Source organism: Methylobacterium sp. J-072, assembly GCF_022829425.1.
Lineage (GTDB): Bacteria > Pseudomonadota > Alphaproteobacteria > Rhizobiales > Beijerinckiaceae > Methylobacterium.
In genome coordinates this window covers 1-23807 of record NZ_JAKSYK010000144.1, presented here as the reverse complement: position 1 = coordinate 23807, position 23807 = coordinate 1, and the positions used below count along the sequence as shown (strand labels likewise).

The following is a 23807-nucleotide window of genomic DNA, read 5'->3' as shown; positions in this document are numbered from 1 at the left end:
GCTCGCGGACGCGCGCAGGCCGTGTCGCGGCCTCCGGCGCGCGCGCGGCCGGTCCGGTGTGTTCCCGAAGCCGCAGAACCGGGCCCGGTCAGGCTTCCGGGATGCGCCCGAGCCGGGTGACGTGGCCCATCTTGCGGCCGGGCCGGGCCTCGCCCTTGCCGTAGAGGTGCAGGTGGGCGCCGGGCTCGGCGAGCAGGGCGGACCAGTCGTCCGCCTGGGCGCCGATCAGGTTGCGCATCTCCACCGGCAGCCCGCCGACCCGGGCTGAATCGCCGAGCGGCCAGCCGGACACCGCCCGGACGTGCTGGGCGAATTGCGAGGTCGTCGCCCCCTCGATGGTCCAGTGCCCGGAATTGTGCACCCGCGGCGCGATCTCGTTGACCACGAGCCGCTCCACCCCGTCCTCGCGCACCAGAAACATCTCGACGGCGAGCACGCCGACATAGTCCAGGGCGTCGGCGATGCGCTTGGCGATGTCGAGGGCGGCGCGGGCGGTCTCGGGGGTGAGGCCCGGGGCCGGCACCCGGGTCAGCGCCAGGATGTGGTCGCGGTGCTCGTTCTCGCACAGGTCGAAGGCCGCAAAGCCGCCGTCGCGGCCGCGGGCGGCCACCACCGAGACCTCGCGCTCGAACGGCACGAACCCTTCCAGGATCAGCGGCGCGCCGCCGAACTCGGCAAACAGCGCGTTGCGGTCGCCCTCGGCGCGCTCGCGCAGGATGCGCTGGCCCTTGCCGTCGTAGCCGAACCGGCGGGTCTTGAGCACCGCCGGCAGGCCGAGCGCCGCGATCGCCCGGTCGAGGTCGTCGGGCGTGTCCACCGCCTGGAACGGCGCGGTCGGGATGCCGAGCCGGTTAATGAAGTCTTTCTCGGTGAGGCGGTCCTGGGTGGTCGACAACGCCTCCGCGTTCGGATGCAAGGCGGCGTGCCGGGCCAGGATGTCGGCGGTGGCGCGCGGGATGTTCTCGAACTCGTAGGTCACCGCGTCCACGCTCCGCGCGAAGGCGGCGAGCGCCTCGGCATCGTCGTAGGCCGCGCAGGTGGTGAGGGCGCAGACGTCGAAGGCGGGGCTGTCCCGGTCGGGCGCGTAGACATGCACCTTCAGCCCGTAATTGGCCGCCGCGAGCGCGATCATGCGCCCGAGCTGTCCGCCGCCGACGATGCCGAGGGTGGAGCCGGGCTTCAAAGCTGTGTCGGTCACGAAAGCGTTTCCGTCTCCGGCCGTTCGGCCACCGACGCGGTCTGGGCCGCGCGCCACGCATCGAGGCGTTCCGCCAGGGCAGGATCGGTGAGCGCCAGAACCGCGGCGGCGAGCAGCGCCGCGTTGACAGCCCCGGCCCGGCCGATCGCCAAGGTCCCCACCGGGATGCCGGCCGGCATCTGCACGATCGAGAGCAGGCTGTCCTGGCCGGACAGGGCCTTGGATTCCACCGGCACGCCGAAGACCGGCAGGCGGGTCATCGCGGCGGCCATGCCGGGCAGATGGGCGGCCCCGCCGGCGCCCGCGATCACCACCTTGAACCCGGCCGCGACGGCGCCCTTGGCGAAGGCCACGAGCCGGTCGGGGGTACGGTGGGCCGAGACGATGCGCGCGTCGTACGGCACCCCGAGCGCGTCGAGCGTCTCGGCGGCGTGCCGCATGGTCGCCCAATCGGACTGACTGCCCATGATGATCGCGACCGGAGGCGACGCCATCGTTTGTCCCGGCAAAAGAGGGCGCTTACAGGCGGGGCGGCCCGGCGGCAAGGCGCCGCGCCGGCGCGTCCACTGACATCAGGCGATGATGTCCGGGGTGAGGGCGTCCTCGATATGGTAGATCCGGTCGCGCAGGGTCAGCTTGCGCTTCTTCAGGCGCTGGATCTGTAGCTGATCCCCGGCGACGCTGCGCTCCAGGGCCTCGATGGCGCCGTCGAGCCCCCGGTGTTCCTCGCGCAGCCGATTCAGCTCGGCTTCGAGATCCGCCGGCTGCACGTTTTCGTTCGACTCGTCCGCCATCGTCACCCGCGGTATCGAAGACCGTTCCGTGTCGAAGAGCATGCGTTACACCCCGCCGCGGGACAAGCCGGCCCGGCAAGCATTCGTCAGGCTTGACCGGAGAAAAGGCTTCGACAGGTGCGGCATCCTGTGCCAGTCTCCATGTGTCGGAACAATGACAGGAGATTCGACTCATGTCGCTGCAGACGCATTTGAGCCAACTCGCCCGGAAGCACGAAGCCCTCGAGCGTGAGATTCACGAGGCGATCCACAGGCCTTCTGCGAACGACCTCCATATTGCCGAACTGAAGCGACGGAAACTTCTTCTCAAGGACGAGATCAACAGGCTGCAAGCCGGCAACGATACGCTGCACTGAGCCGCGCCTGACTGTCCCACGGTTAGACATCCAAGACGAGAACCGCCGCATCGGTCCGCCCGGTGCGGCGGCTTCTTTTGGGGGTGATGACCGCGTTCACCCGGCCACGGTCCTCAGCTTGGGGAGCCCGCCAGACGCCACTGCGATCCCTGGAGGGCTCCTTCGAGGCCGGTGCGCGGCGCCTCAGGATGAGGGAGAGGGTAGGGGAAGCGGCATGATGCGCTAGGCTCGGCATCCCGCCGCGGGATGAGTCGGATCGTGAGCGCGTTCGTGTACATGCTGCGATGCTCGGACGGCAGCTACTATGTCGGCTCCGCGCGTGGGTCGTCCCTCGACAAGCGTCTCAGCGAGCATGAGGCCGGCACCTACCCCGGCTATACGAGCCGGAGGCGGCCGGTCACACTGGTCTACGCGGAGCAGTTCGAGCGCATTGCGGACGCGGTTGCGGCCGAGCGGCGCATCAAGGGCTGGAGCCAGGCCAAGAAAGAGGCGCTGATCCGCGACGATTGGGATGAGGTGCACATGCTGGCCAAGCGCCCGGCTGCGCAACGCTCATCCAAACCATCCCCCTCATCCTGAGGTGCCGAAGCGCAGCGGAGGCCTCGAAGGAGCCCTCCAGAAGGCGCACGATCCCTGGAGCCCTCCTTCGAGGCCGCTGCGCAGCACCTCAGGATGAGGGGGTTGGATGGGAGAAGCGGATTCTTCGTCAGGCCGTGTCTCCAAACGATCCGTCTGCTCACATCATCCTCACCGCCCGCCATCGCGCGCAAAAAACAAGAATCAGCTACGCTGCCCGTGATGCCGCCGGAGAGCGGCCCCCGAGGACACGCCGCGCCGATGACCACCGCCAGCCTGCCGGGCCGCTATCCCGAGATCTACGACGCGGCGCGCCGCGACCCGGAGACGTTCTGGCTGGAAGCGGCCGGGGCGCTCGACTGGGCGCAGAAGCCGGCGCGGTCCTTCGCGCCGGAATCCGGCCCCTACGGCCGCTGGTTCCCGGACGGGACGCTCAACGCCTGCCACAACGCGGTGGACCGCCACGCCGACGGGGCGCGGGCCGAGCAGGCGGCGATCCTGTACGATTCGCCCGTCACCGGGACCAAGCGCAGCATCAGCTATCGGGAGCTGCGCGATTCGGTGGCGGCGCTCGCCGCGGTGCTGGCCGAGCTCGGCGTCGGCAAGGGCGACCGGGTCGTGCTGTACATGCCGATGGTGCCCGAGGCCCTGTTCGGCATGCTGGCCTGCGCCCGGCTCGGGGCCGTGCACTCGGTGGTGTTCGGCGGCTTCGCGGCGAACGAATTGGCCGTGCGGATCGAGGATGCCACCCCGAAGGTGGTGCTGGCCGCCTCCTGCGGACTCGAGCCGAACCGGGTGGTCGCCTACAAGCCGCTGCTGGACCTCGCGATCGCCACCTCCCGGCACAAGCCGGAGGCCTGCCTGATCCTGCAGCGTCCCCAATGCGCCGCGACCCTCGTCGCGGGGCGCGACCGCGACTGGGCCGAGACCGTCGCGGCCGCCCGGGCGGCGGGCAAGCACGCCGCCTGCGTGCCGGTGGCCGCCACCGACCCGCTCTACGTCCTCTACACCTCCGGCACGACCGGCAAGCCGAAGGGCGTGGTCCGGGATACCGGCGGCTACCTCGTGGCGCTCGCCTGGTCGATGCCAAACCTCTACGGCGTCCAGCCCGGCGAGACCTATTTCTGCGCCTCCGATATCGGCTGGGTGGTCGGCCATTCCTACATCGTCTACGCGCCGCTCCTGCACGGCTGCACCACGGTGCTGTACGAGGGCAAGCCGGTGGGCACGCCGGATGCCGGGGCGTTCTGGCGGGTGGTCGCCGAGCACGGCGTCGTCTGCCTGTTCACGGCGCCGACGGCCCTGCGCGCCATCAAGAAGGAGGATCCGGCCGGGTCCCTGATCGGCGCCTACGACCTGTCCGCCTTCCGCAGCCTGTTCCTGGCCGGGGAGCGGGCCGACCCGGATTCGGTTGCCTGGGCCGAGCGGGTGCTGGGCCGCCCGGTGATCGACCATTGGTGGCAGACCGAGACCGGCTGGCCGATCGCCGGCAATCCGCTGGGCCTCGGCTTCCTGCCGGTGAAGCACGGCAGCACCTGCGTGCCGATGCCGGGCTACCGGGTCGAGGTCCTGGACGAGGGCGGTAAGCCGGTCCCGCCCGGCACGATGGGCACCATCGCGATCCGCCTGCCCCTGCCGCCCGGCTGCCTGCCGACCCTGTGGGGCTCGGACGCGCGGATGCGGTCGAGCTACCTTGCCACCTTCCCGGGTTATTACGACACCTCGGATGCCGGGGTGATCGACGCCGACGGCTACATCACCGTGCTGGGGCGGACCGACGACATCATCAACGTCGCGGGCCATCGCCTGTCCACGGGCGGCATGGAGGCGGTGCTGGCCGGCCATCCGGATGTCGCCGAGTGCGCGGTGATCGGCATCCGCGACGCGCTCAAGGGCGAGGTGCCCTGCGGCTTCGTGGTGCTCAAAGCCCGGGTCGACCGCGCCCCCGAGGACATCGAGCGCGAGCTCGTCGCCAAGGTCCGCGACGAGATCGGCCCGGTGGCGGCGTTCAAGCTCGCGCTCACCGTGCCGCGGCTGCCGAAAACCCGCTCCGGCAAGATCCTGCGCGCCACCATGAAGCGCATCGCCGACCACGAGCCCTGGACCATGCCGGCGACCATCGACGACGCCACTGCGCTCGATGAGATCGATGCGAGCCTGAAGGGGCGGGGGATCGGCGCGGACTGATCACGCGTCGCGACATCAGGGCTCGCCCTCCAAAGTGTTTGTAGCGGCGGGCATGGGCGTTCCCGCCTGCTCGACGACGTGTGCCCTTGCCGAGGCCGTTCTGAAATCAGCCTCGTCATCCCGGGGCCGCGCAGCGGAGCCCGGGATCCAGAAACGCTGTCGGATCATGGACATGCGCCGTCGGCGGATCTGGATCCCGGGCTCGCCTGCGGCGCCCCGGGATGACGGGGTGGATGTGTAAGCGTCCGTGGAATTCAGGGATCCCTACAGGGAGGATCCCCCTGCGACCCATCTCACGCTTCCAGGCTTTCTTCTCGGCTGTCGCCCCGACACAAGGAGGCGCGCCATCGGACTTGGCTGCCACGGTCCGAGGCAATTGATCCCGCTGGCCCAGACCTTCTGAAACCGCGATCTTATCGAAACGCGCCGCAGTCGCCCCTTGCGCCCCGAGATCCGCCAACCATCTCTAGACCATCCAACCGGATGGTCTGGGGAGGGCGAGGTGATGGCGAGCATTGTGCAGGAACTCCGGCCCAAGGTGCCGGACAGCGAGAAGATCACGATCAACCTCGGCTTCGTCGATCTCGGCCGGGTCGACCTGATGGTTCGTGACGGGTTCTACGCCAACCGGGCCGACTTCATCCGCACCGCGGTGCGCAACCAGCTGGACCGGCAGGAGGAGGCGGTGCGCCAATCCGTAGCCCGGCGCCAGCTGCGCCTGGGCGTCTCGCACTATTCGCGCGCCGCCCTGGAGGCCGCCCGCGACGCCGGCGTGCCCCTGCATATCCAGGTCCTCGGCCTCGCCACCGTGGCGCTGGACGTCACCCCCGAACTGGCGCGCGCCGCGATCGCCTCCGTGGAGGTCCTGGGCGCGTTCCAGGCCAGCCCCGCGGTCAAGGCCGCCCTGGCCGACCGGATCGCCTGAGCAGCCCACCCGAATACCCCGACCGCACAGTCAGGCGCAGCAGCCGGCCGTGTCCGAACCTCACCCGCAAGGAACGGCCCGATGAAACACTTTCCCAAGATGGATTTTCTGAACTTCGACCTGTCGAAGATGAAGCTCGGCGGCTTCGGCGCCTCCGGCTCGGCCGAAGCCGAGGGCAAGCGCGCCGCCCGGGCGGCCCGGATGACCGCCGCGATGGGCCGGTTCCAGCGCCGGCAGGCCGACGCCTTCGCCCGCTGGGCCGAGGCGCGCGACCGTCCGGCCGAGGCCGCCGGATCCACCACCATCGACATGGAGGCGCCGAAATCCCCGGACGGCGCCTGGACCGCGCCCAACCCGGCCGCAGCCCCGGAGCACGCCGCCCCCGGAGGGGCCGACATCGCTTCGGCGGTGATGCGCACCGTGCGCGACAGCCTCGCCAAAGGCGGCATTCCCATCGGCGGCTTCGCGGAGGGGTTCGCCGGCGGCTCCGTCCAGCCGGGCAAGGCCGCCGCCCCCGTGCCGGAGGGCGCCCGGTTCGAGGACCGGGTCTTCACCGGCGCCGCGGGCAGCCGCCGCTACAAGGTGTTCGTGCCGAGCGGCTACACGGGCCAGGCCCTGCCGGTGCTCCTGATGCTGCACGGCTGCACCCAGAACCCGGACGACTTCGCCGCCGGCACGCGGATGAACCACCTCGCCGAGGAACAGACCTTCCTGGTCGCCTACCCGGAGCAGCCCCAGTCGGCGAACATGCAGCGCTGCTGGAACTGGTACGCCGCCGGCGATCAGGCCCGCGACGGCGGCGAGCCGGCCCTGCTCGCCGGCATCGCCCGGGCGCTGGTGGACGAGTTCTCCGCCGATCCGGACCGGGTCTACGCCGCCGGGCTCTCGGCCGGGGGCGCCGCTGCGGCGATCCTGGCGGCGACCTATCCGGACCTGTTCGCGGCGGTGGGGGTCCATTCCGGCCTGGCCTGCGGCTCGGCCCGCGACGTCGCCTCGGCCTTCGCCGCCATGAAGGGGCAGGGGGGTGCGCCGGGGCGCAACCGGCAGGCGGTCCCGACCATCGTGTTCCACGGCGACGTCGACCGCACCGTCCACCCGGCCAACGGCGACCAGGTGGTGGCCCAGGCCATGGCGGTCACCGGCCTCGCCGAGACGGTCGAACGCGGCACGAGCCCGGGGGGCGTCGCCTATACGAGGACCGTCCGCAATGACGCCGCCGGCCGGACCCAGCTGGAATACTGGGTCCTGCACGGCGCCGGGCATGCCTGGTCGGGCGGCAGCCCGGATGGGTCGTTCACCGAGCCGAGCGGCCCGGATGCGAGCCGCGCGATGGTCCGGTTCTTCCTCGGGCATGCGCGGAAGGCGGGGGCCCGGGCCTGAGCGGTCGAACGGAGCCGGGGCTAAGCACCCCGGCTGGAGCGCTCGCCGCCGAAGCGGATACCGGTTCGACGCAAGCAAGCTAGTCGAATCAACGACTTAGAGCCGCCCCCGATCGCGTTGCGATCGGGGGCGGCTCTAGGCATCACTCCGCGTCGTCCGGCTCCTCGTCCGGGACAACGGCCGACGGGGCCGGCAGCGACAGGCTCGGTGCGTAGGTCCCCGGCATCGTGCCGGTCGTGACCGAAGCGGGCAAGCGCTGCGGGCCGGGCTCGGCCGGGATCAGCGTCGCGCTCGCCGCGACAAAGCCGGCCAGGGCCCGCAGGTCCTGGGGCTGGCGCGGATCACGCGAGATGAGCGCCGCGTCGTGCTGGAGGCGCAGGTTGCAGGCCTGGGACGGCAGGCCGCCGTTCGGCGTGCAGGCATCGTGGCGGGCGCAGGCCGCGTCGAGGGCATCGATCGGCGGCAGCGGGGCGTTGTTGCCCGGGCCGCAGTAATTGCCGTGGATCAGGATCTTCGGGCCGCCGAACGCGGCGGGCTGGGCCGTCGCCGGAAGGGCGAGGAACACCGCCAGGGCGAGCGGGGCTGCGGCCATAGCGGCAAGTCGGGCGGAACGGTTCGGGCGCATCATGGGGGACCTCGAGCGATCTCGCCCCCTCAGGCGGTTCGCATCGCCGGCATCAGGCCGTCGTCCTGCCAAAAGTTAACGAACGGGCGGTCGGTTCCCGACGGGTCCTGCGCCGCCTGCATGGCGTGTGGGCTTCCGCACATGCGGGCGCTGGCCTCGGTTGCGGCGCTGCACCACATAGGCTCGGCCCGCACCGGAGCCGCCCATGACCGCCCGCCTGTTCGAACCGCTCGCCCTCGATGGTCTCACCCTGGAGAACCGCATCCTGATCGCGCCGATGTGCCAGTATTCGGCCCGGGACGGCGAGGCCACCGACTGGCACATGATCCATCTCGGCCAGCTCGCCCAGTCGGGCGCCGGCCTGCTGACCCTGGAGGCCACGGCGGTCTCCCCCGAGGCGCGGATCACCGCCTGGGATCTCGGACTGTACTCGGACGGAAGCGAGCGGGCGCTCGGCCGGGTGCTGGAGGCGGTGCGCGAATACGCGCCGATCCCGATCTGCATCCAGATCGCCCATGCCGGCCGCAAGGCGTCGAGCCAGGTGCCCTGGGAGGGCGGCCAGCAGATCCCGCCGGAGCATCCCTATGGCTGGCGCACGGAGGCGCCCTCCGCGGTCCCCCACGGCGAGGCCGAGGTGCCCCCCCACGCCCTCGACGCCGCCGACCTGAAGCGCGTCCGCGACCAGTTCGTCGCCACGGCCAAGCGCGCCGTGCGGCTCGGGATCGAGGCCGTGGAGTTGCACGGCGCCCACGGCTACCTGCTGCACCAGTTCCTGTCGCCGATCGCCAACAAGCGCACCGACCAATATGGCGGCAGCCTCGAGAACCGGATGCGTTTCCCGCTGGAAGTCTACGACGCCGTGCGCGCGGTCGTGCCGGCGGGCAGCCCGGTCTGGCTGCGGGTCTCGGCCACCGACTGGGTCGAGGACGGCTGGGATCTCGACGAGACCGTAGCCCTGGGCCAGGCGCTCAAGCGGGCCGGCTCGCCCGCGCTCCATGTCTCCACGGGCGGCGTCTCGCCCAAGCAGGCGATCAAGCTCGGGCCGGGCTACCAGGTGCCCTATGCCGAGCGGATCAAGGCCGAGACCGGGCTGACCACCATCGCGGTCGGCCTGATCACCGAGGCGCAGCAGGCGGAGACGATCCTGGCCGAGGGCAAGGCCGACGCGATCTCGCTCGCCCGGGCCATGCTGTACGATCCCCGCTGGCCCTGGCACGCGGCGGCCGAACTCGGCGCCCAGGTGCGGGCGCCCAAGCAGTACTGGCGCTCGCAGCCGCGGGAGTACAAGGACCTGTTCAAGGACACGGCGTTCGGGCAGCGGTGAGATTTGCGAGGTCTGCAACGTCTCACAATCCACCCTGTCATTCCGGGGCGCCGCAGGCGAGCCCGGAATCCAGAACCGCTGTCAGTTCCAGATATTGCACCGTCGGCGGTTCTGGATTGCCGCCTCTGGCGGCCCCTTCGGGTCCGGGCTCCGCTTCGCGGCCCCGGAATGACGGGGGGTTTACGCCTACCGCGCCATCGCCCCGACCAGCGGCCCCAGCGGGCGGCTGATGTCCGAGCGACCGAGATTCGGCGCGTAGAGGCTCGACACCGTGCCGTCGAGGAACAGGGCGTCGCGGCAGCCGAGGTCGTCCCGGAACAGCCGGGCGAAGGCCCCGAAGGTCACCGGGCGCTCGGAGATGGCGAACACCGCCACGCGCCCGTCCTCCTGCACCCCGACGCCGTTGCGGATCTTCTGGCTCGGCCCGTCCGTCGAGATTTTGGGGTGGATCTGGCCGTCGATCACCAGCATCGGGCCGGATTGCGTGGCGAAGTCCGGCCGGATCTTCGCCCGCAGGTAATGGCCGGTGTCGAGCACGCCGGCCTTGTCGCCCTTCATCCAGAACACGCCGTTGGGCTTGAGGTGAAAGTTGCCCGGCCCGTCCGCGGTGGAGACGCGCTTCATCTCGCGCCCGTCCTCGACATAGAGGCCCACCGGCGCCTGGTCCTTGTCGTACATGCCGGCATTCATCGCGAAGCCGAGCCGACCGCCCTGCTTCTCGGCCAGGGTCCCCAGTCCGCCGTAGGGCCGGCCGTCCTCCTGCAGCCAGAACAGCCGCAGCCGCTGCCGCCGCAGGTCGATGGTGCAGACCGTGAAGCTCTCGCCCTGCGCCTGGACGGCACGGCAGAGATCGGGCGCGGCCGGCGCCGCCACGGTGCCCCGGGCGAGGACGGTCAGCGCCAGGAGCGCGATCAACAGAGCGTGAACCGGGCGCTTCGTCATCGGTGGTTCCGTGAGGCCCGCAGGCGGGGACGCGGGCGGACGCGGCGCCTCTCGCCCGGGAAAACGGCGATTTTGGTGTCCGGAACCCCACCTTCGGCGCCCAGGATGGTGCCAGGCTTGCACGCCAAGGCAGCGGCGGCGCGCCGCGGGCGGGAGCTGAACTGTTTTCCATATTCGGACGTTTCTGGACCACGAGGGCGGTATTTTCGACGGAGAGATACGATGAAGGGTGCAGTGCTCGGCTCGGCCATGCTGGCGGCGGGTGCCCTGGTGCTGATGCCGGCCAGCGCGGATGCGCGCGGCTTCGGCGGTGGCGGATTCCATGGCGGCGGGTTCCACGGTGGTGGCTTCGGCGGCGGCGGGTTCCGGGGCGGCGGGTTCGGCGGTTTCCGGGGCGGTGGCTTCGGCGGCGGCTTCCGGGGCGCCGGCTTCCGGGGCGGCTACGGACGCGGCTTCTACGGCCGCGGCTACGGCTACCGCGGCGGCTACGGCTACGGCCTCGGCGGCCTGGGTCTCGGCGTCGGGCTCGGCTTGGCGGCCGGCGGCCTCTATGGCGGCTACGGTGGCTACGGCTATCCGGGCTACGGTTACGGCTATGGCGGCGGCTACGCCCCGGTCGGCTACGGCTATGGTGGCGATTACGGCTACGGCGGCGGCGGTGGCTGCTACACGGTCCCGCGGACCCGCTGGACGCCCTACGGTTACCGTCGGGTTCTGGTCGAGCGCTGCTACTGAGCGGCATCGACCGAACTGCCATAGTCGGAAAGGCCGCCTCTGGGCGGCCTTTTCCTTGCGTGACGCCTCCTTACGGTTGCAAAGCTCGGCCATGGGCGCCGATACTGGCCCCCGCGAGTGGGAGCGTGTCATGCGTACGGAAGCCGGGGCGGTGAATACGGGCGTGGAGGCGGTGGAAATCCGCGACGCCAGCCTGACGGCTTTCTATCGATCCATGACGCCGCCGGAGCGGCACACCTTCTGGGCCTGCGCCGCCGGCTGGTGCCTCGACGGCATGGACTTCATGATCTACCCGCTGGTGATCGGGACGATCATGGCCCTGTGGCACGTCGATGCCGGCACGGCCGGGCTCGCCGCCACGGTGACGCTGCTGGCCTCGGCCCTGGGCGGCTGGCTCGCCGGCTTCGTCGCCGACCGGATCGGCCGGGTGCTCACCCTCCAGATCACCATCCTGTGGTTCTCGGTGTTCTCGCTGCTCTGCGCCTTCGTGCAGAATTTCGAGCAGCTGCTCGTCGCCCGGGCGATCCTGGGGCTGGGCTTCGGCGGCGAGTGGGCGGCCGGCGCCGTTCTGATCGGCGAGACCATCCGGGCCGAGTATCGCGGCCGCGCCGTCGGCTCGGTCCAGTCCGGCTGGGCGATCGGCTGGGGCATGGCCGTGCTCGCCCAGGCGGTGACCTTCTCGCTGCTGCCCCCCGAGATCGCCTGGCGCTGGATGTTCGCGATCGGCGCGCTGCCGGCCCTGCTGGTGTTCTACCTGCGCCGCTACGTCCAGGAGCCGCAGGTCGCCGCGGAGACCCGCGCCCGGGCCATCGCCACCGGCGACCGGCCGAAGATCTGGGAGATCTTTTCCGGGCAGATCCTCAAGACCACGCTGCTCGCCTCACTGGCGGCGGCGGGCTGCCAGGGCGGCTATTACGCGATCACCACCTGGGTGCCGCGCTTCCTCACCACCGAGCGCGGCCTGTCGGTGGTCTCCTCCACGGGCTACCTCGCGGCTTTGATCATCGGCTCGTTCACCGGCTACCTGGTCGGCGCCTGGGTGGCGGACCGGCTCGGCCGACGCCCGCTGTTCCTGATTTTTTCCCTGGGCGCGATCGCCGTGGTGATCGCCTACACGCAGATCCCGCTCTCGAACGGCGTGCTCTGGGTGCTGGGCTTCCCGCTCGGCTTCTTCGCCTCGGGCTACTTCTCCGGGATGGGCGCCTTCCTGACCGAGCTCTACCCGACGCGCCTGCGCGGCTCGGGGCAGGGGTTCTGCTACAATTTCGGCCGGGGCGTCGGCGCCCTGTTCCCGGCGCTGGTCGGCTTCCTGGCCGAGCGCGCCGGCCTCGCCTCGGCCATCGCGATCTTCGCGGCCATCGCCTACGGGATCTTCTTCCTGGCGGCCTTCGCGTTGCCCGAGACCCGCGGCCGGGTCCTGCACGCGGATACCTGACCATGGCCGAGATCCGAGACTGCCCCGCCCCGGATCCGCAGCCCGGCGGCCCGACCCGCTACCGGGTGCCGGCCGGCGCGGTCGACACCCACGCCCACGTGATCGGCCTGCCGCCGGCCTATCCGCTGGTGGCCGACCGCAGCTACACGCCCCCGGCCGCCCCGGCGGACCGGTATCTCGCGATGCTCGACGCCACCGGCATGGCCAACGGCGTGCTGGTCCAGGTCAGCGTCCACGGCACCGACAACCGGCTGATGGTGGAGACACTCCGGGCCAACCGGCAGCGCCTGCGCGGCATCGCGGTGATCCCGCTGGGCCTGCCCGACGCGGAACTCGCGGCCCTGAAGGAGGCCGGGGTGGTGGGCCTGCGCCTCAACGTGCTGTTCGGCGGCGGGATCGGCTTCGATGCGGTCGAGAGCTACGGCGCGCTCGCCCGCGAGATGGGCTGGCACCTCCAGTTCCTGCTCGACGCCCGCGACCTGCCGCCCATCGCCGGGCGCCTATCGCGGCTGCCGGTGCCCCTGGTGTTCGACCATATGGGCCACATGCCGGCCTCGGCCGGGGTGGAGCATCCGGGCTTCCAGGCCCTGCTCGGCCTCGTGCGCGACGGCCATTGGGTGAAGCTCTCGGGCGCCTTCCGGGATTCGGTCACTGGGCCGCCCTACGCCGACACGATCCCCTTCGCCCGCGCCCTCAACGACGCCGCTCCGGAGCGCTGCGTCTGGGGCTCGGACTGGCCGCACGTGGCCGCCTGGGACGGGCCGCCGCGTCTGGCCGACCTCCTCGACCTGATGGCGGACTGGGTGCCGGACGAGGACCGGCGCCGCCGGCTCTTCGTCGACAACCCGCGCCGCCTCTACGGCTTCGGCTAGGTTTTTTTAAACGCGTAGGTCGACGCGCCGGCCCTGGCCGGGAGGCGCCGGGGGACCGGAGGCGGCGGCCCCCTGGGTCGCGCTCTCCGCCACGAGCCCGGCGACAGCCTTCTCGGAGGCGATCTGCTGGCGCGCCGCGGCGATGCCGATCGACTGGTTCTGGGACGTGGCCAGCAGATGTGTGGCGGTGGCGGCAAGAGAGCTCATGCGCCCCTCCTAGCCGGCCTCCTCTGAACCCGACGTTAGCCGGATCCGCCGCTTTTGAAGGGAAACCGGCCGGCCCGGTCATGATCGAGGATTTCCGACCAATCCCCCCATCCTGAGGCCGAGGATGGGATAGCCGCATTCCGACGTCACCCGCCGCCCGCAAAAGCTCCGGTCGCCAGGAACCGCAAAGTCTGCGCGATCACGGTCGGATGATTCATCATCAGCGCGTGGCTCACCGGCAGGACCAGATGCCCCCGCAGACCCGGGATCCGGGTCGCGGCCACGCTGACCCGCCCGTCATTGGGCCGGGGCAGCATCAGCCAGCCGACCGGGTCGATCGTGCGGGTGCCGGCGATGACGCCGATCGCGTAATCCGGCTCGGGCCAGGTCGGGACGCTGCTTGTTCCGAGCATGAGCCCCGCCGGCCCGAAGACCCGGCGGTAGAGCCGGAGATGGCCCAGCCGGTCCGCGATCTCGCTGCCGCGATTGGGCGGCCCGAGCATGACCAGCCGGCCGAGCCGCTCCGGTCGCGCCTGCGCGATCAGCGCCCGGGCGAGGAGGCCGCCCATCGAGTGCCCGACGAAGTGCACCTCGCCCGGGGTCGCGCGCGCGATCGCGGCGACGTGGGGGCCGAGCGAGGCCGCGAGGTCCGGCAGGGCCTGGCGGGTCGAGGGATAGTCGAGCGCTACCGCCCGGTAGCCCGACGCCGTCAGCGCCGCCCGCATCCGCGCGAGCGAGGCGCCTGTCCGGCCGAGGCCGTGCAGGAGGATGACGCTGTCGCCCGGCATCGGGGCTCTAAAAACTCGGCGGCGTGCAGGCGCTCACCACCTCGCACGGGTTGGGTCCGACGCAGCGGAACCGGTGCGGGCGGCGGCTGTCGAAGCTGTAGGCGTCGCCGGGGCCGAGGATGCGCCGCTCCTCGCCGACCGTGACCTCCAGGCGCCCGGACAGCACGATGCCGCCCTCCTCGCCCTCGTGGGAGAGCGGCACCCGGCCGGTATCGGCGCCGGGCTCGTAGCGCTCCTTCAGGAGCTGGAGCGCGCGCCCGAACAGGCTGTCGCCGACCTGGGCGTAGGAGATCGCCCCCTTGGTCGCCTTGCGGCCGATCTCGGTGAGTTCGTGGGCGGCGAAGAACGCCTTGCGCTCGGGCTCCGGTTCGAGGGCGAAGAATTCGGCCATGCCGATCGGCACCCCATCGAGGATGCGCTTCAGCGCGCCCACCGAGGGGTTCACCCGGTTGGCCTCGATCAGCGAGATCGCCGAGTTGGTCACTCCGGCGCGCTTCGCCAACGCCCGCTGCGACAGGCCGTGGCGGGCGCGCACGAAGCGCAGGCGCTCGCCGACATCGATGCTCATCCGCCGAAGACCCGTTTCAGGTGTTGAGGATCCTGCAACGGTGGCCCCCGCGGCCCCGATTCTGCAAGGGCTTGGCGGCGATCAGAAAAGGACTTGTTGCCCGATCCGCCAGGGTGTCCCCTGGACCGATCGCCGCCCCGGAGCGCCCTCCATGACCGATCATCCCTTACGCAACACGCCGTCCCTCGACGCCTTCTGGATGCCGTTCACGGCCAACCGCCAGTTCAAGGCGGCGCCGCGCATGCTCGTGGCCGCCGAGGGCATGCACTACACGGCCGATGACGGCCGCACGGTGCTGGACGGCACGGCCGGGCTCTGGTGCGTCAATGCCGGCCACGGGCGCCGGGGGATCAGCGCGGCGGTGGAGCGCCAGCTCGCCACCCTCGACTTCGCCCCGACCTTCCAGATGGGCCACCCGATCGCCTTCGAGTTCGCCGAGCGGCTGGCCGAGATCGCCCCGGGCGGCCCGGACAACCGCCTCGACCGGGTGTTCTTCACCAATTCCGGCTCCGAATCGGTCGACACCGCCCTCAAGATCGCGCTCGCCTACCAGCGGGCGATCGGACAGGGGACCCGGACCCGGCTGATCGGCCGGGAGCGCGGCTATCACGGGGTCGGCTTCGGCGGCCTGTCGGTGGGCGGCATCGTGTCGAACCGCCGGGTCTTCCCGCAGCTCAACGGCACCGACCACCTGCGCCACACCCACGACCCCGCCCGCAACGCCTTCGTGAAGGGCCAGCCCGAGCACGGGGCGGAGCTCGCCGACGATCTGGAGCAGCTGGTGGCGCTCCATGGGGCCGAGACCATCGCGGCCTGCATCGTCGAGCCGGTGGCCGGCTCCACCGGCGTGCTGATCCCGCCGAAGGGCTACCTGGAGCGCCTGCGCGCGCTCTGCACCAAGCACGGCATCCTGCTGATCTTCGACGAGGTCATCTCCGGCTTCGGCCGCCTCGGCGCGCCCTTCGCCACCGACTATTTCGGCGTGGTGCCGGACCTCGTGACCAGCGCCAAGGGCCTGACCAACGGCACGGTGCCGATGGGTGCGGTGTTCGCCAGCCGCCCGGTGCACGACGCGCTGATGAACGGCCCGGACGGGATCGAGCTGTTCCACGGCTACACCTATTCCGGCCACCCGGTGGCCTGCGCGGCCGGCCTCGCCACGCTGGACATCTACCGGGAGGAGGGGCTGCTCACCCGCGCCGCCGACCTCGCCGACGATTGGGCGGCGGCGATGCACGACCTGCGCGGGCGCAAGAACGTCATCGACATCCGCACCATCGGGCTGATCGCCGGCATCGAGCTTGCGCCCCGGCCCGACGCCCCCGGCAAGCGCGCCTACGACCTGTTCGTGGATTGCTTCGCGCGCGGCCTGCTCACCCGCGTCACCGGCGACATCATCGCCCTGTCGCCGCCGCTGATCCTGGAGCGCGGCCAGATCGGCGAGATCGTCGAGGTGCTGGGCGCGGCGATCGACCGGGTGGCGTGAGGGTTGGGGGTTGGCGGACGCGCATCATGACACCGATCGATGATGATGCTCTGGCGGCACAATAAACTGCTTTGTCATTCCGGGGCGCCGAAGGCGAACCCGGAATCCAGATCCGCCGACGATGAAAGTGCTTGCGCTGTCGGCGGTTATGGATCCCGGGTTCCGCTTCGCGGCCCCGGGATGACAAGGAGGATGTTCGGACAGCGGTACAATGCCCGTATCCTTCAAAGAAGAAATAGCTCTCTGCGCCCGAGTCCTCCACGAGCACGATCGGTCCAATCCTAAAAGCGGCCAGCGACGAGAACGCTTCTCTACCAATCGCCTCCGCCAATACCCGCGGCGCGGGGGAGGGCGGCGCTGTGCGGCCTTGAAGCCTGTGGGTGCCGGCCGCATCTGCCGCTCAACCGGGATGTGAGCCGGGTCGAGAGGATGTGCATGTCGAACACCGCCCTGATCGTCGGCGCCAGCGGGATCGTCGGGAGCGCCACCGGGGCGCTGCTCGTCGAGGAAGGCTGGCGGGTCGCGGGGCTCGCCCGCAAGCCGGTGGATCTGGCCGGGGTCGAGCCGGTGGTGGCCGACCTGCAGGATCCGGCCTCCCTGGAGACGGCGCTGGCCGGCCTCGCCCCGAGCCACGTCTTTTTGGCGACCTGGCAGCGGCGCCCGACCGAGGCCGAGATGATCCGGGTCAACCGGGCCATGATCGAGAACCTGCTCGACGCCCTGCGGCCGCAGAAGAGCGTCCGCCACGTCGCCCTGGTGACCGGGCTGAAGCATTATCTCGGCCCGTTCGAGGCCTATGGCAAAGGCACCCTGCCGCAGACGCCGTTCCGCGAGGACCAGGGCCGGCTCGACATCGAGAACTTTTACTATGCCCAGGAGGACGCGGTGTTCGATGCCAGCGCCCGGGACGGCTTCACCTGGAGCGTGCACCGCCCGCACACGATCATCGGCAAGGCGGTCGGCAACGCCATGAACATGGGCACGACACTGGCCTGCTACGCCACCCTGTGCCGCGAGCTGGGGCGCCCCTTCACCTTCCCGGGCTCGGCCGCCCAGTGGAACGGGCTCACCGACATGACCGACGCAAGGCTGCTCGCCCGCCAGCTGCTCTGGGCCTCTACCGAGCCGAAGGCCGCCAACGAAGCGTTCAACGTCGTCAACGGCGACGTCTTCCGTTGGAGCTGGATGTGGGGCCGGATCGCCGACTGGTTCGGGATCGAGGCGGTGCCGTTCGACGGCACGGTCCGGCCGCTGGAGGAGCGGATGGCGCAGGACGGTCCGGCCTGGGCCGAGATCGCCAAGCGCCATAACCTAGCCGAGCCGGACCTCGAAAAACTGGCCTCGCCCTGGCACACCGACGCCGATCTCGGCCGGCCGATCGAGGTCGTCACCGACATGAGCAAGAGCCGCCGCCTGGGCTTTACGGCCTACCAGCCCACCGACGACGCGTTCTACGACCTGTTCACCCGGCTCCGGGCGGATCGGCTGGTTCCCTGATCTGAGGCACCCATCGCCGGTCGAGGCGTGGGTCCCTCTCCCGCACGGGCTAAGATAGTCTCACATCAGCTTGTGCGAGCCGCGACGCGCCCCATACGGAAGACCGAACCCAGGTCCCTCAAAAAACAACGTCCAAAAACTTCAGCCCGGCCGCCGCTCGGTCCCGCACCACTCAGCCACGAACAACGCCATCGCGGTGGTGCAGCGCTTCACTGAAGCGAGGCTCACGCGCTCGTCGAAGCCGTGGATGTTCTGGGCGCTCGGCCCGTAGCACAGGGCCGGCACCCGGTCGTAGAGGGCGTGCACTCGCGCATCGAGGTAGCTCGGCGACATGAAGCTCTGCAGCTTGGTGCCCATCGCCCGTTCGTGGGCGCGGCCGAGCACGGCTTCCGCCTCGGAGCCCTCCTCCAGCACGTAGCCCTCGGCGAAGAAGCCGTTGAAGGCCACGCGCGGCGGGCTGTTGCCGAGGAACGGGTCGGTGCGGGCGAAGTTCGCGACCGCGGCCTCGATCTCGGCGGCGGCCCGGGCCGCCGGGACGCCCGGATAGAGCGCGACCCGGCAGTCGATCCGGCACCAGGCCGGAACCGAGGAGGCCCAGTCGCCGCCCTCGATCCGGCCGATATTGAGATTGATCGGGTGGTCCTCCGCCTCGAAGTGGCGGTGCTCGGATTTCTCGGCGTTCCAGCGCGCCTCGAGGTCCCGCAGGGCGCCGATCACCCGGTAGGTGGCGTCGATGGCGTTGGCGCCGGCGCCCATCTCGCGGACATGCACCGGCACGCCCCGCACCTCGACGGTGAACCACAGCACGCCGGTATTGGCGCGCACCAGCTTCTCGTCCTCGGGCTCCGGGATCAGCACGGCGTCGGCCCGGTAGCCGCGCAGATGGGTGGCCAACGCACCGTTGCCGGTGGATTCCTCCTCGACCACCGACTGGATCGTCACCGCGGCGGCGGGCTGGAGGCCGAGGCGGGCGAGCGCGTCGAGGGCGAACAGGTTGGCGGCGTGGCCGGCCTTCATGTCGCCGCCGCCGCGGCCGTAGAGCCAGTCGCCCGCGATCACCGGGTCGAAGGGCGGATGCGTCCACAGGTCGAGGGGACCCACCGGCACCACGTCGACATGGGCCTGCAGGATCAGCGAGCGCCCGGTCTCGGTCTGGGGGCGGTGGTGGCAGACGACGATCGGGGCGTCCGAGTGGCGTTCGTCGATCTTCGAGCCGCCCGGATGGGCCGCGATGGCGGCGCGGTCCATGGCGAAGCGCTCGGTGGCGTAGCCCCGGGCCCGGAACGCGCCGAACACGTAATCCTGGCAGGCATGCTCGGCCCCGCGCAGCGAAGCGAACCGGACCAGGTCCTGCGTGTGCGCCACCTGGTCGGCGAAGCCTTCGGCCACGGAGGCTTCGATCTCGGCGGCGAGGGCGGGGTCGAGAGCCATGGGATCTCCGGGTCAGGGATGGGTTAGGAGGCGCCCGGCCTGGGGCGCCTGTCAACGGCCGCATCTTCCGTGCCGAAGGCCGTGCGCGCCACCCTTGCGAACGCCGATCCGCCTACGCAGTCGAACCCTGCGTCCGCAGGTTTACGCCCAGGAACCTTGGCGTTGCCAATAGCTTAGCCTATCTGAAATCCGTCTTTGCTCATCCATCGAGGTCGTGCATGCGTATCGGTCTGGTCTCGGTCCTGTCCGGATTGCTCCTGTGGGGCGCCGCGTCGCCGGCGGCACGGGCGGATGTGCTCATCAGCGTCGACAAATCCGCCCAGCGGATGGAGGTCTCGGTCGACGGGCAGCGGCGCTATACCTGGCCGGTCTCCACGGGCGTCGAGGCCTACGACACCCCGTCCGGCTCCTATCGGCCGTTCCGGATGGAGCGCACCCACTTCTCGAAGGAGTGGGACGACGCGCCCATGCCGTTCGCGATGTTCTTCACCAATCAGGGCCACGCGATCCACGGCACCAACCACGTCCGCAGCCTCGGCCGCGCGGCCTCGCATGGCTGCGTGCGCCTGTCGGTGCGCAACGCCGCGACCCTGTTCAACCTCGTGAAGGTCCAGGGGATGAACCGGACCCGCGTCCAGATCGAGGGCGCCGACGCCCTGGTGGCCGAGCGCAGCACGCGCAGCCGCCGGGTCGCCCGGAGCCGCGATCTCGACGCGCCGGATGACAGCTTCGCCGATCTCGACCAGATGGGCCGCCGCCCGCTCCCGGCCTCCTACGCTCGCACCGCCGTGCGCCCGGCCTACGCGCCGGTGCCGGGCTATGGCTATCCGGTCGAGGTGGATGTCGGGGAGGGGTGGTAGGGCAGCGGCCTGGTCGGTCCTTCCCACCCACGCCCTCATCCTGAGGCGGCGGCGCGTAGCGGCGCCCTCGAAGGAGCCCTCCAGACGTCACTGCGATCCCTGGAGCGCTCCTTCGAGGCCAAGCGATCTTCGATCGCCCGGCACCTCAGGATGAGGGGAGCGTTCGGGATCCGCGTTGCCGGCTCCCCCACCCACCGCGTCGTCTGAGCGCGGCCGCCCACCCCTGTCCGCCCGGCCCATTGCCCCGGCGGGCATCCCGGCCTAGCTCCTGCGCGGCCCCTAGAGCCTGCGCGGCGCCCGCCGCGATCGATATGGATGGAGACCCCCCGATGCCCTTCGCTTTCAGCCGGCCCCTGCCCCTCGCTGCCCTGGCGCTGGCCGCCTCCACCGGGGCGGGCCATGCCCTGGAGGTGACACGCTCGGCCGACATCGCCGCGCCGCCGGCCAAGGTCTGGCAGACGATCGGCGAGTTCTGCGGCATCGGCGACTGGCACCCGGCCATCGAAAAGTGCGTCCTGTCCGACAAGGACGGCCTGAAGGTCCGCACGCTCAGCCTGAAGGGCGGCGGCACCCTCAAGGAGGAGCAGGTCTCCCGCGACGACAAGGTGATGAGCTACACCTACACGATCCTGGACGGCCCGCTGCCGGTCGCCGACTACAAGTCGACGCTGGCGGTCGCCCCCGAGGGCGCGGGCTCCAAGGTGACCTGGAGCGGCACCTTCAACGCCAAGGGCGCCCCCGACACCGTGGCGGTCGACGCCATCCAGGGCATCTACGACTCGGGCCTGAAGGCGCTGGCGGACAAGGCCAAGTAGAGCGCTCAAGCGCCCGCGCCGGTGCAGGGCTCGACGCGCCCCCTCTCCCGTGCGGGAGAGGGTTGGGGTGAGGGGTACGCCGCTTCCGGAAAGTCCTGATCCCTCACCCTGTCCCTCTCCCGCACGGGAGAGGGGACCCGCGTCCTCCGGTGAGAGGGCGGGCGCGTCTCAGGTCTGGACCGGGCCTCTCATCGGGCCACAGATGATTCTGAACGCGATCTGCGATCATCGCAGCGCGCAGGCATGCCGCCGGGGTGATTGACCCACTGCCAAGCTCGGCTCAAAACCCCGGCGGCGCAGCCGGTGCGCCGCAACAGGATGATCGCCGTGCCCGCGTCCCGTCTCCCGATGCGCCTCAGTCTCGTCGTTCTTGCCGCCGCGACGCTGGGCGCCTGTCAGCAGCGTTCCGCGCCCAAGGTCTCCGAGCCCTCGCCGATCGTTCCGGCGCCCCTGACTCTCCCCACGGGCAGCGGCTGCGGTCCGGAGATCGCGCGCACGAAGGCCATCGTCGACAGCGACGTGGCGACCGGCAACCTCAACAAGCCGGTGGGCGACACCTTCAACGCCGACCTCAGCCAGGCCGCCGCGGCATGCGCCGCCGGCAAGTCCGGCGAGGCGCTTCACCTCCTGGCCTCCGCCAAGAGCCGGTACGGGTATCGTTGAGACTTCGCAGGGCTCCGCCCTGCACCCGCACACGATCCCGGATTTTGTGGATCCGGGACTGAGAGCCTGTTTGACGTCGCGACCTCGGTCGGACAACGGTTGTCCTGATCCCTCCCCTCATCCTGAGGTGCTGCGTAGCAGCCTCGAAGGAGCCCTCCAGCCAGCCGCGCGATTCCTGGAGGGCTCCTTCGAGGCCTCCGCTTCGCTCCGTCGCCTCAGGATGAGGGTGAGGATGGGAAAGACCGGTCGAATCGGCTCTCAGACGATGAACAGCAAGTTCAAGCCCGCACGGCGAAAACCGTCCTCGGCGATCTTCAGGTCGAGGCCGTAGGAGGCGATGTCGTCCGCCACCGGGTCGAGCGCCGGCGCCCGGTGCTGGTGCAGGTGCTTGATGTAGCTGTGGCAGGTCGTGCAGGTCTCGACCTGGACGTCCTTGGACACCTCGTCGAGTCCGTAATAGCTGATGCCCTCGCCGGAGCCGCAGGCGGTGCAGCGGATCCGGACGTGGTTCCACAGGGTGCCGCAGACCGAGCAGCTCAGGTACCGGGCCTTGTCGGCGGGGGTCCAGCTCACCACCACGCTCGCCACCGGCGCGCCGCAGCAGCACGGGCAGACGCCGTCGGCCACGGGCTTCAGGACCGATGCATCGAGGCGCGCCGCGTCCTGGGCGAACCGGACCTGCAGGGCCGCGGCCACGAACACGCATTCGGCGATCCGCTCCATCGGCAGCCCGCCTTCCACGACCTGCACCGCCAGATCGAGTCGGTCCGCCGGGGAGGCCGCCAGCAGGCTCGCCCGCGCCGCCTGGGATGCCTCCGGGGACACGGACAGGTCGAGCTGTTGCAGCAGGGCGGTGAGGCAGGCGTCGAAGCCCGGATCCGCCTCCAGCCGGTGCCGCGACAGGGGTGGCATGCCGTGCTCGGCACGCAGGGCCATGTCGGACACGGCCGGCGCCTCGGCGGGCGGGAAGGCCGTCTGCACGGACGCCTGCGCCCGGGCCACCTCTGCGACGAACCGGAGATAGGCCTCCAGCGGATGCCCGGGGGCGGCGGCCGTCAGGCGTGCGGCCCGGTCGGCGAACAGCGTTGCGGGATCGGGCAACCGCACGAACGGCACAGAGCCGGAGATCCCGATCTTGTCGGGATCGGGCTTCAGCTCGCTGAAATCCCGCCGCCGGGGTTTTGGCTCGGAAGCGGGGGGCGTCGTCTCGGCCGGAGCCGCGGGCTTCCGCCTAAAGAAATTGGCCACGCCTCAGGATCCGCGCTTGTCCACCGAGCCCCGGCGCACCTTGGCGCCGGCGATCTGCCGGAACCACTTGCGGTGATGCCGGTAGGCCCAGCCGCCCGTGACCGTGCCGCGGACCATCGCCCGGCCGGTGCCGCGCACCCAGATGCCGGCGTAGATGTGGACCACGATGATCGCGATGGCGATCGCGGCGGCGAGCGAGTGGGCGAGCAGCGCCCAGCGCTGGGTCTCGATCGTGGTGAGGCCGCCGAAATAGGTGTTCCAGATCACCAGGCCGGTGACGAACATCACCCCGATCAGCGCGGTCTGGCCCCAGAACACGCCCTTCTGGCCGGCATTGTACTTGCCGAGCTCGGGCAGGCGGTCCTCCCGGTTGGTGACCACGTCGCCGATCTTCATCGACCACGCGACATCGTCCTTGTTGGGGATGTTGAGCCGCCAGAAGCGCACGAACAGGAAGAAGAAGCTCACCGCCAGGGCGACGCCGAACCACGGATGGATCGCCCGCGTCGCCTGCCCGCCGCCGAACAGGCCGGTCAGCGAGAACAGGTAGGGCGTGAACATCGCCAGGCCGGAGAGGGTCAGCAGGGTGAACAGGATCGCGGTGATCCAGTGGTTCACGCGCTGAACGCCGGTGTAGCGCGGGACGTACATCACCTCCGGCGTTTCGCCCTTGGCGTGATGCAGGGGGCGGGAATCCCCGTCCCGGATATCGTTCTGGCTCGTCATCGGCCTTCTCGCGCCTGACGTGGCGCCGGCCCTGCGCCGCAGCAAGGGACCGGCTTGGAATTATAGTAGGGCGGTCCGGCCATGCCGGTTCCACCGTGTCGGCCACAGGGTCGGAGTCCCCCGATCGGGATCTGCCACCCGCTCTCCCTCCCCCCTCTGCGGGGGAGGG

General features: G+C 70.7%; 25 protein-coding genes. 14 read left to right on the top strand and 11 right to left on the bottom strand.

From position 1 onward, the window contains the following. Positions 1 to 88 precede the first annotated feature (88 nt). The 3 genes from MKK67_RS16245 to MKK67_RS16235 all read right to left on the bottom strand — a co-directional run bounded on the left by MKK67_RS16245 (position 89) and on the right by MKK67_RS16235 (position 2034). Positions 89 to 1198, bottom strand: coding sequence for a 5-(carboxyamino)imidazole ribonucleotide synthase (locus MKK67_RS16245; protein ID WP_243966162.1), 1110 nt, complete (start codon positions 1196 to 1198; stop codon positions 89 to 91). Further along, positions 1195 to 1692, bottom strand: coding sequence for a 5-(carboxyamino)imidazole ribonucleotide mutase (gene purE / locus MKK67_RS16240; protein ID WP_243966161.1), 498 nt, complete (start codon positions 1690 to 1692; stop codon positions 1195 to 1197). The genes MKK67_RS16245 and purE overlap by 4 nt, the downstream gene beginning before the upstream one ends. 78 nt (positions 1693 to 1770) lie before the next feature. Next, entirely contained in the window at positions 1771 to 2034 is a 264-nt protein-coding gene (locus tag MKK67_RS16235; protein ID WP_152997395.1) for a YdcH family protein, read from the bottom strand. A 131-nt stretch (positions 2035 to 2165) separates the two neighbouring features. Here MKK67_RS16235 and MKK67_RS16230 point away from each other — a divergent pair, with 131 nt between their 5' ends. The 5 genes from MKK67_RS16230 (at position 2166) to MKK67_RS16210 (ending at position 7416) form a co-directional block, all read left to right on the top strand. After that, a complete protein-coding gene (locus MKK67_RS16230) occupies positions 2166 to 2348 on the top strand; it encodes a YdcH family protein (protein ID WP_243947087.1) in 183 nt (60 codons plus the stop codon). Between the two features lie 258 nt (positions 2349 to 2606). Continuing rightward, positions 2607 to 2927, top strand: coding sequence for a GIY-YIG nuclease family protein (locus tag MKK67_RS16225; protein WP_243966160.1), 321 nt, complete (start codon positions 2607 to 2609; stop codon positions 2925 to 2927). Between the two features lie 258 nt (positions 2928 to 3185). Continuing rightward, positions 3186 to 5111: a propionyl-CoA synthetase gene (locus MKK67_RS16220; protein WP_243966158.1), complete on the top strand. Its 1926-nt coding sequence runs from the start codon at positions 3186 to 3188 to the stop codon at positions 5109 to 5111. 505 nt (positions 5112 to 5616) lie between these two features. After that, positions 5617 to 6036, top strand: coding sequence for a CopG family transcriptional regulator (locus MKK67_RS16215; protein ID WP_243966156.1), 420 nt, complete (start codon positions 5617 to 5619; stop codon positions 6034 to 6036). A 129-nt stretch (positions 6037 to 6165) separates the two neighbouring features. Next, the gene (locus tag MKK67_RS16210; RefSeq protein ID WP_409568406.1) at positions 6166 to 7416 is read left to right on the top strand and encodes an alpha/beta hydrolase family esterase; all 1251 of its coding nucleotides are present in this window, start codon (positions 6166 to 6168) and stop codon (positions 7414 to 7416) included. Positions 7417 to 7558: 142 nt separating this feature from the next. Here MKK67_RS16210 and MKK67_RS16205 read toward each other — a convergent pair whose 3' ends face one another. After that, the gene (locus MKK67_RS16205; RefSeq protein WP_243966153.1) at positions 7559 to 8008 is read right to left on the bottom strand and encodes a hypothetical protein; all 450 of its coding nucleotides are present in this window, start codon (positions 8006 to 8008) and stop codon (positions 7559 to 7561) included. 238 nt (positions 8009 to 8246) lie between these two features. On the opposite strand from MKK67_RS16205, the gene MKK67_RS16200 reads away from it, so the two are divergent. Continuing rightward, complete coding sequence (locus MKK67_RS16200; RefSeq protein WP_243966151.1) at positions 8247 to 9365, top strand: NADH:flavin oxidoreductase/NADH oxidase; 1119 nt, start codon at positions 8247 to 8249, stop codon at positions 9363 to 9365. Between the two features lie 186 nt (positions 9366 to 9551). Here MKK67_RS16200 and MKK67_RS16195 read toward each other — a convergent pair whose 3' ends face one another. Then, a complete protein-coding gene (locus MKK67_RS16195; protein WP_243966149.1) occupies positions 9552 to 10307 on the bottom strand; it encodes a phosphodiester glycosidase family protein in 756 nt (251 codons plus the stop codon). Positions 10308 to 10529: 222 nt separating this feature from the next. On the opposite strand from MKK67_RS16195, the gene MKK67_RS16190 reads away from it, so the two are divergent. The 3 genes from MKK67_RS16190 to MKK67_RS16180 all read left to right on the top strand — a co-directional run bounded on the left by MKK67_RS16190 (position 10530) and on the right by MKK67_RS16180 (position 13349). Next, a complete protein-coding gene (locus tag MKK67_RS16190) occupies positions 10530 to 11042 on the top strand; it encodes a hypothetical protein (protein ID WP_243966148.1) in 513 nt (170 codons plus the stop codon). Between the two features lie 130 nt (positions 11043 to 11172). Next, a complete protein-coding gene (locus MKK67_RS16185) occupies positions 11173 to 12477 on the top strand; it encodes an MFS transporter (RefSeq protein WP_243966147.1) in 1305 nt (434 codons plus the stop codon). 2 nt (positions 12478 to 12479) lie between these two features. After that, positions 12480 to 13349, top strand: coding sequence for an amidohydrolase family protein (locus MKK67_RS16180; protein WP_243966146.1), 870 nt, complete (start codon positions 12480 to 12482; stop codon positions 13347 to 13349). 6 nt (positions 13350 to 13355) lie between these two features. Here MKK67_RS16180 and MKK67_RS16175 read toward each other — a convergent pair whose 3' ends face one another. The 3 genes from MKK67_RS16175 to MKK67_RS16165 all read right to left on the bottom strand — a co-directional run bounded on the left by MKK67_RS16175 (position 13356) and on the right by MKK67_RS16165 (position 14912). Beyond that, a complete protein-coding gene (locus MKK67_RS16175) occupies positions 13356 to 13556 on the bottom strand; it encodes a hypothetical protein (RefSeq protein ID WP_243966145.1) in 201 nt (66 codons plus the stop codon). 146 nt (positions 13557 to 13702) lie between these two features. Beyond that, positions 13703 to 14344 carry an alpha/beta fold hydrolase gene (locus MKK67_RS16170; RefSeq protein ID WP_243966144.1) on the bottom strand — a complete coding sequence of 214 codons (642 nt, stop codon included), beginning with the start codon at positions 14342 to 14344 and terminating at the stop codon, positions 13703 to 13705. A gap of 7 nt (positions 14345 to 14351) precedes the next feature. Then, positions 14352 to 14912, bottom strand: coding sequence for a cupin domain-containing protein (locus tag MKK67_RS16165; RefSeq protein WP_243966143.1), 561 nt, complete (start codon positions 14910 to 14912; stop codon positions 14352 to 14354). Between the two features lie 151 nt (positions 14913 to 15063). On the opposite strand from MKK67_RS16165, the gene MKK67_RS16160 reads away from it, so the two are divergent. Both MKK67_RS16160 and MKK67_RS16155 read left to right on the top strand, forming a co-directional pair. Beyond that, positions 15064 to 16398, top strand: a complete 1335-nt coding sequence (locus tag MKK67_RS16160) for an aspartate aminotransferase family protein (protein WP_243966141.1) — start codon at positions 15064 to 15066, stop codon at positions 16396 to 16398. Positions 16399 to 16833: 435 nt separating this feature from the next. Beyond that, complete coding sequence (locus MKK67_RS16155; RefSeq protein WP_243966140.1) at positions 16834 to 17895, top strand: SDR family oxidoreductase; 1062 nt, start codon at positions 16834 to 16836, stop codon at positions 17893 to 17895. Positions 17896 to 18036: 141 nt separating this feature from the next. Here the strand turns inward: MKK67_RS16155 and MKK67_RS16150 are convergent, their stop codons facing one another. Next, on the bottom strand, positions 18037 to 19326 hold the full coding sequence (locus MKK67_RS16150) for an ArgE/DapE family deacylase (protein WP_243966139.1): 1290 nt from the start codon (positions 19324 to 19326) through the stop codon (positions 18037 to 18039). 218 nt (positions 19327 to 19544) lie between these two features. Between MKK67_RS16150 and MKK67_RS16145 the strand changes: the two genes are divergently transcribed. The 3 genes from MKK67_RS16145 to MKK67_RS16135 all read left to right on the top strand — a co-directional run bounded on the left by MKK67_RS16145 (position 19545) and on the right by MKK67_RS16135 (position 21664). Beyond that, on the top strand, positions 19545 to 20186 hold the full coding sequence (locus tag MKK67_RS16145) for a L,D-transpeptidase (protein WP_243966138.1): 642 nt from the start codon (positions 19545 to 19547) through the stop codon (positions 20184 to 20186). A gap of 329 nt (positions 20187 to 20515) precedes the next feature. Continuing rightward, positions 20516 to 21001 carry an SRPBCC family protein gene (locus MKK67_RS16140; RefSeq protein ID WP_243966137.1) on the top strand — a complete coding sequence of 162 codons (486 nt, stop codon included), beginning with the start codon at positions 20516 to 20518 and terminating at the stop codon, positions 20999 to 21001. A 318-nt stretch (positions 21002 to 21319) separates the two neighbouring features. Beyond that, positions 21320 to 21664: a hypothetical protein gene (locus tag MKK67_RS16135; protein ID WP_243966136.1), complete on the top strand. Its 345-nt coding sequence runs from the start codon at positions 21320 to 21322 to the stop codon at positions 21662 to 21664. A gap of 258 nt (positions 21665 to 21922) precedes the next feature. Here MKK67_RS16135 and fdhE read toward each other — a convergent pair whose 3' ends face one another. Together fdhE and MKK67_RS16125 are read right to left on the bottom strand one after the other, a co-directional pair. Then, the gene (gene fdhE / locus MKK67_RS16130; RefSeq protein ID WP_243966135.1) at positions 21923 to 22912 is read right to left on the bottom strand and encodes a formate dehydrogenase accessory protein FdhE; all 990 of its coding nucleotides are present in this window, start codon (positions 22910 to 22912) and stop codon (positions 21923 to 21925) included. 3 nt (positions 22913 to 22915) lie between these two features. Then, a complete protein-coding gene (locus tag MKK67_RS16125) occupies positions 22916 to 23638 on the bottom strand; it encodes a formate dehydrogenase subunit gamma (protein ID WP_243966132.1) in 723 nt (240 codons plus the stop codon). Positions 23639 to 23807 lie beyond the last annotated feature (169 nt).

What these genes read in the sequence shown, in the direction of transcription:
- MKK67_RS16160 (WP_243966141.1), top strand. Translation starts at nt 15,064, where the DNA reads ATGACCGATCATCCCTTACGCAACACGCCGTCCCTCGACGCCTTCTGG.
- MKK67_RS16190 (WP_243966148.1), top strand. Translation starts at nt 10,530, where the DNA reads ATGAAGGGTGCAGTGCTCGGCTCGGCCATGCTGGCGGCGGGTGCCCTG.
- MKK67_RS16200 (WP_243966151.1), top strand. Translation starts at nt 8,247, where the DNA reads ATGACCGCCCGCCTGTTCGAACCGCTCGCCCTCGATGGTCTCACCCTG.
- MKK67_RS16125 (WP_243966132.1), bottom strand. Translation starts at nt 23,638, where the DNA reads ATGACGAGCCAGAACGATATCCGGGACGGGGATTCCCGCCCCCTGCAT.
- MKK67_RS16195 (WP_243966149.1), bottom strand. Translation starts at nt 10,307, where the DNA reads ATGACGAAGCGCCCGGTTCACGCTCTGTTGATCGCGCTCCTGGCGCTG.
- MKK67_RS16230 (WP_243947087.1), top strand. Translation starts at nt 2,166, where the DNA reads ATGTCGCTGCAGACGCATTTGAGCCAACTCGCCCGGAAGCACGAAGCC.
- MKK67_RS16210 (WP_409568406.1), top strand. Translation starts at nt 6,166, where the DNA reads ATGAAGCTCGGCGGCTTCGGCGCCTCCGGCTCGGCCGAAGCCGAGGGC.
- MKK67_RS16135 (WP_243966136.1), top strand. Translation starts at nt 21,320, where the DNA reads ATGATCGCCGTGCCCGCGTCCCGTCTCCCGATGCGCCTCAGTCTCGTC.
- MKK67_RS16180 (WP_243966146.1), top strand. Translation starts at nt 12,480, where the DNA reads ATGGCCGAGATCCGAGACTGCCCCGCCCCGGATCCGCAGCCCGGCGGC.
- MKK67_RS16145 (WP_243966138.1), top strand. Translation starts at nt 19,545, where the DNA reads ATGCGTATCGGTCTGGTCTCGGTCCTGTCCGGATTGCTCCTGTGGGGC.
- MKK67_RS16215 (WP_243966156.1), top strand. Translation starts at nt 5,617, where the DNA reads ATGGCGAGCATTGTGCAGGAACTCCGGCCCAAGGTGCCGGACAGCGAG.
- MKK67_RS16205 (WP_243966153.1), bottom strand. Translation starts at nt 8,008, where the DNA reads ATGGCCGCAGCCCCGCTCGCCCTGGCGGTGTTCCTCGCCCTTCCGGCG.
- MKK67_RS16155 (WP_243966140.1), top strand. Translation starts at nt 16,834, where the DNA reads ATGTCGAACACCGCCCTGATCGTCGGCGCCAGCGGGATCGTCGGGAGC.
- MKK67_RS16140 (WP_243966137.1), top strand. Translation starts at nt 20,516, where the DNA reads ATGCCCTTCGCTTTCAGCCGGCCCCTGCCCCTCGCTGCCCTGGCGCTG.
- MKK67_RS16235 (WP_152997395.1), bottom strand. Translation starts at nt 2,034, where the DNA reads ATGCTCTTCGACACGGAACGGTCTTCGATACCGCGGGTGACGATGGCG.
- MKK67_RS16185 (WP_243966147.1), top strand. Translation starts at nt 11,173, where the DNA reads ATGCGTACGGAAGCCGGGGCGGTGAATACGGGCGTGGAGGCGGTGGAA.
- MKK67_RS16170 (WP_243966144.1), bottom strand. Translation starts at nt 14,344, where the DNA reads ATGCCGGGCGACAGCGTCATCCTCCTGCACGGCCTCGGCCGGACAGGC.
- MKK67_RS16220 (WP_243966158.1), top strand. Translation starts at nt 3,186, where the DNA reads ATGACCACCGCCAGCCTGCCGGGCCGCTATCCCGAGATCTACGACGCG.
- MKK67_RS16150 (WP_243966139.1), bottom strand. Translation starts at nt 19,326, where the DNA reads ATGGCTCTCGACCCCGCCCTCGCCGCCGAGATCGAAGCCTCCGTGGCC.
- MKK67_RS16165 (WP_243966143.1), bottom strand. Translation starts at nt 14,912, where the DNA reads ATGAGCATCGATGTCGGCGAGCGCCTGCGCTTCGTGCGCGCCCGCCAC.
- MKK67_RS16175 (WP_243966145.1), bottom strand. Translation starts at nt 13,556, where the DNA reads ATGAGCTCTCTTGCCGCCACCGCCACACATCTGCTGGCCACGTCCCAG.
- purE (WP_243966161.1), bottom strand. Translation starts at nt 1,692, where the DNA reads ATGGCGTCGCCTCCGGTCGCGATCATCATGGGCAGTCAGTCCGATTGG.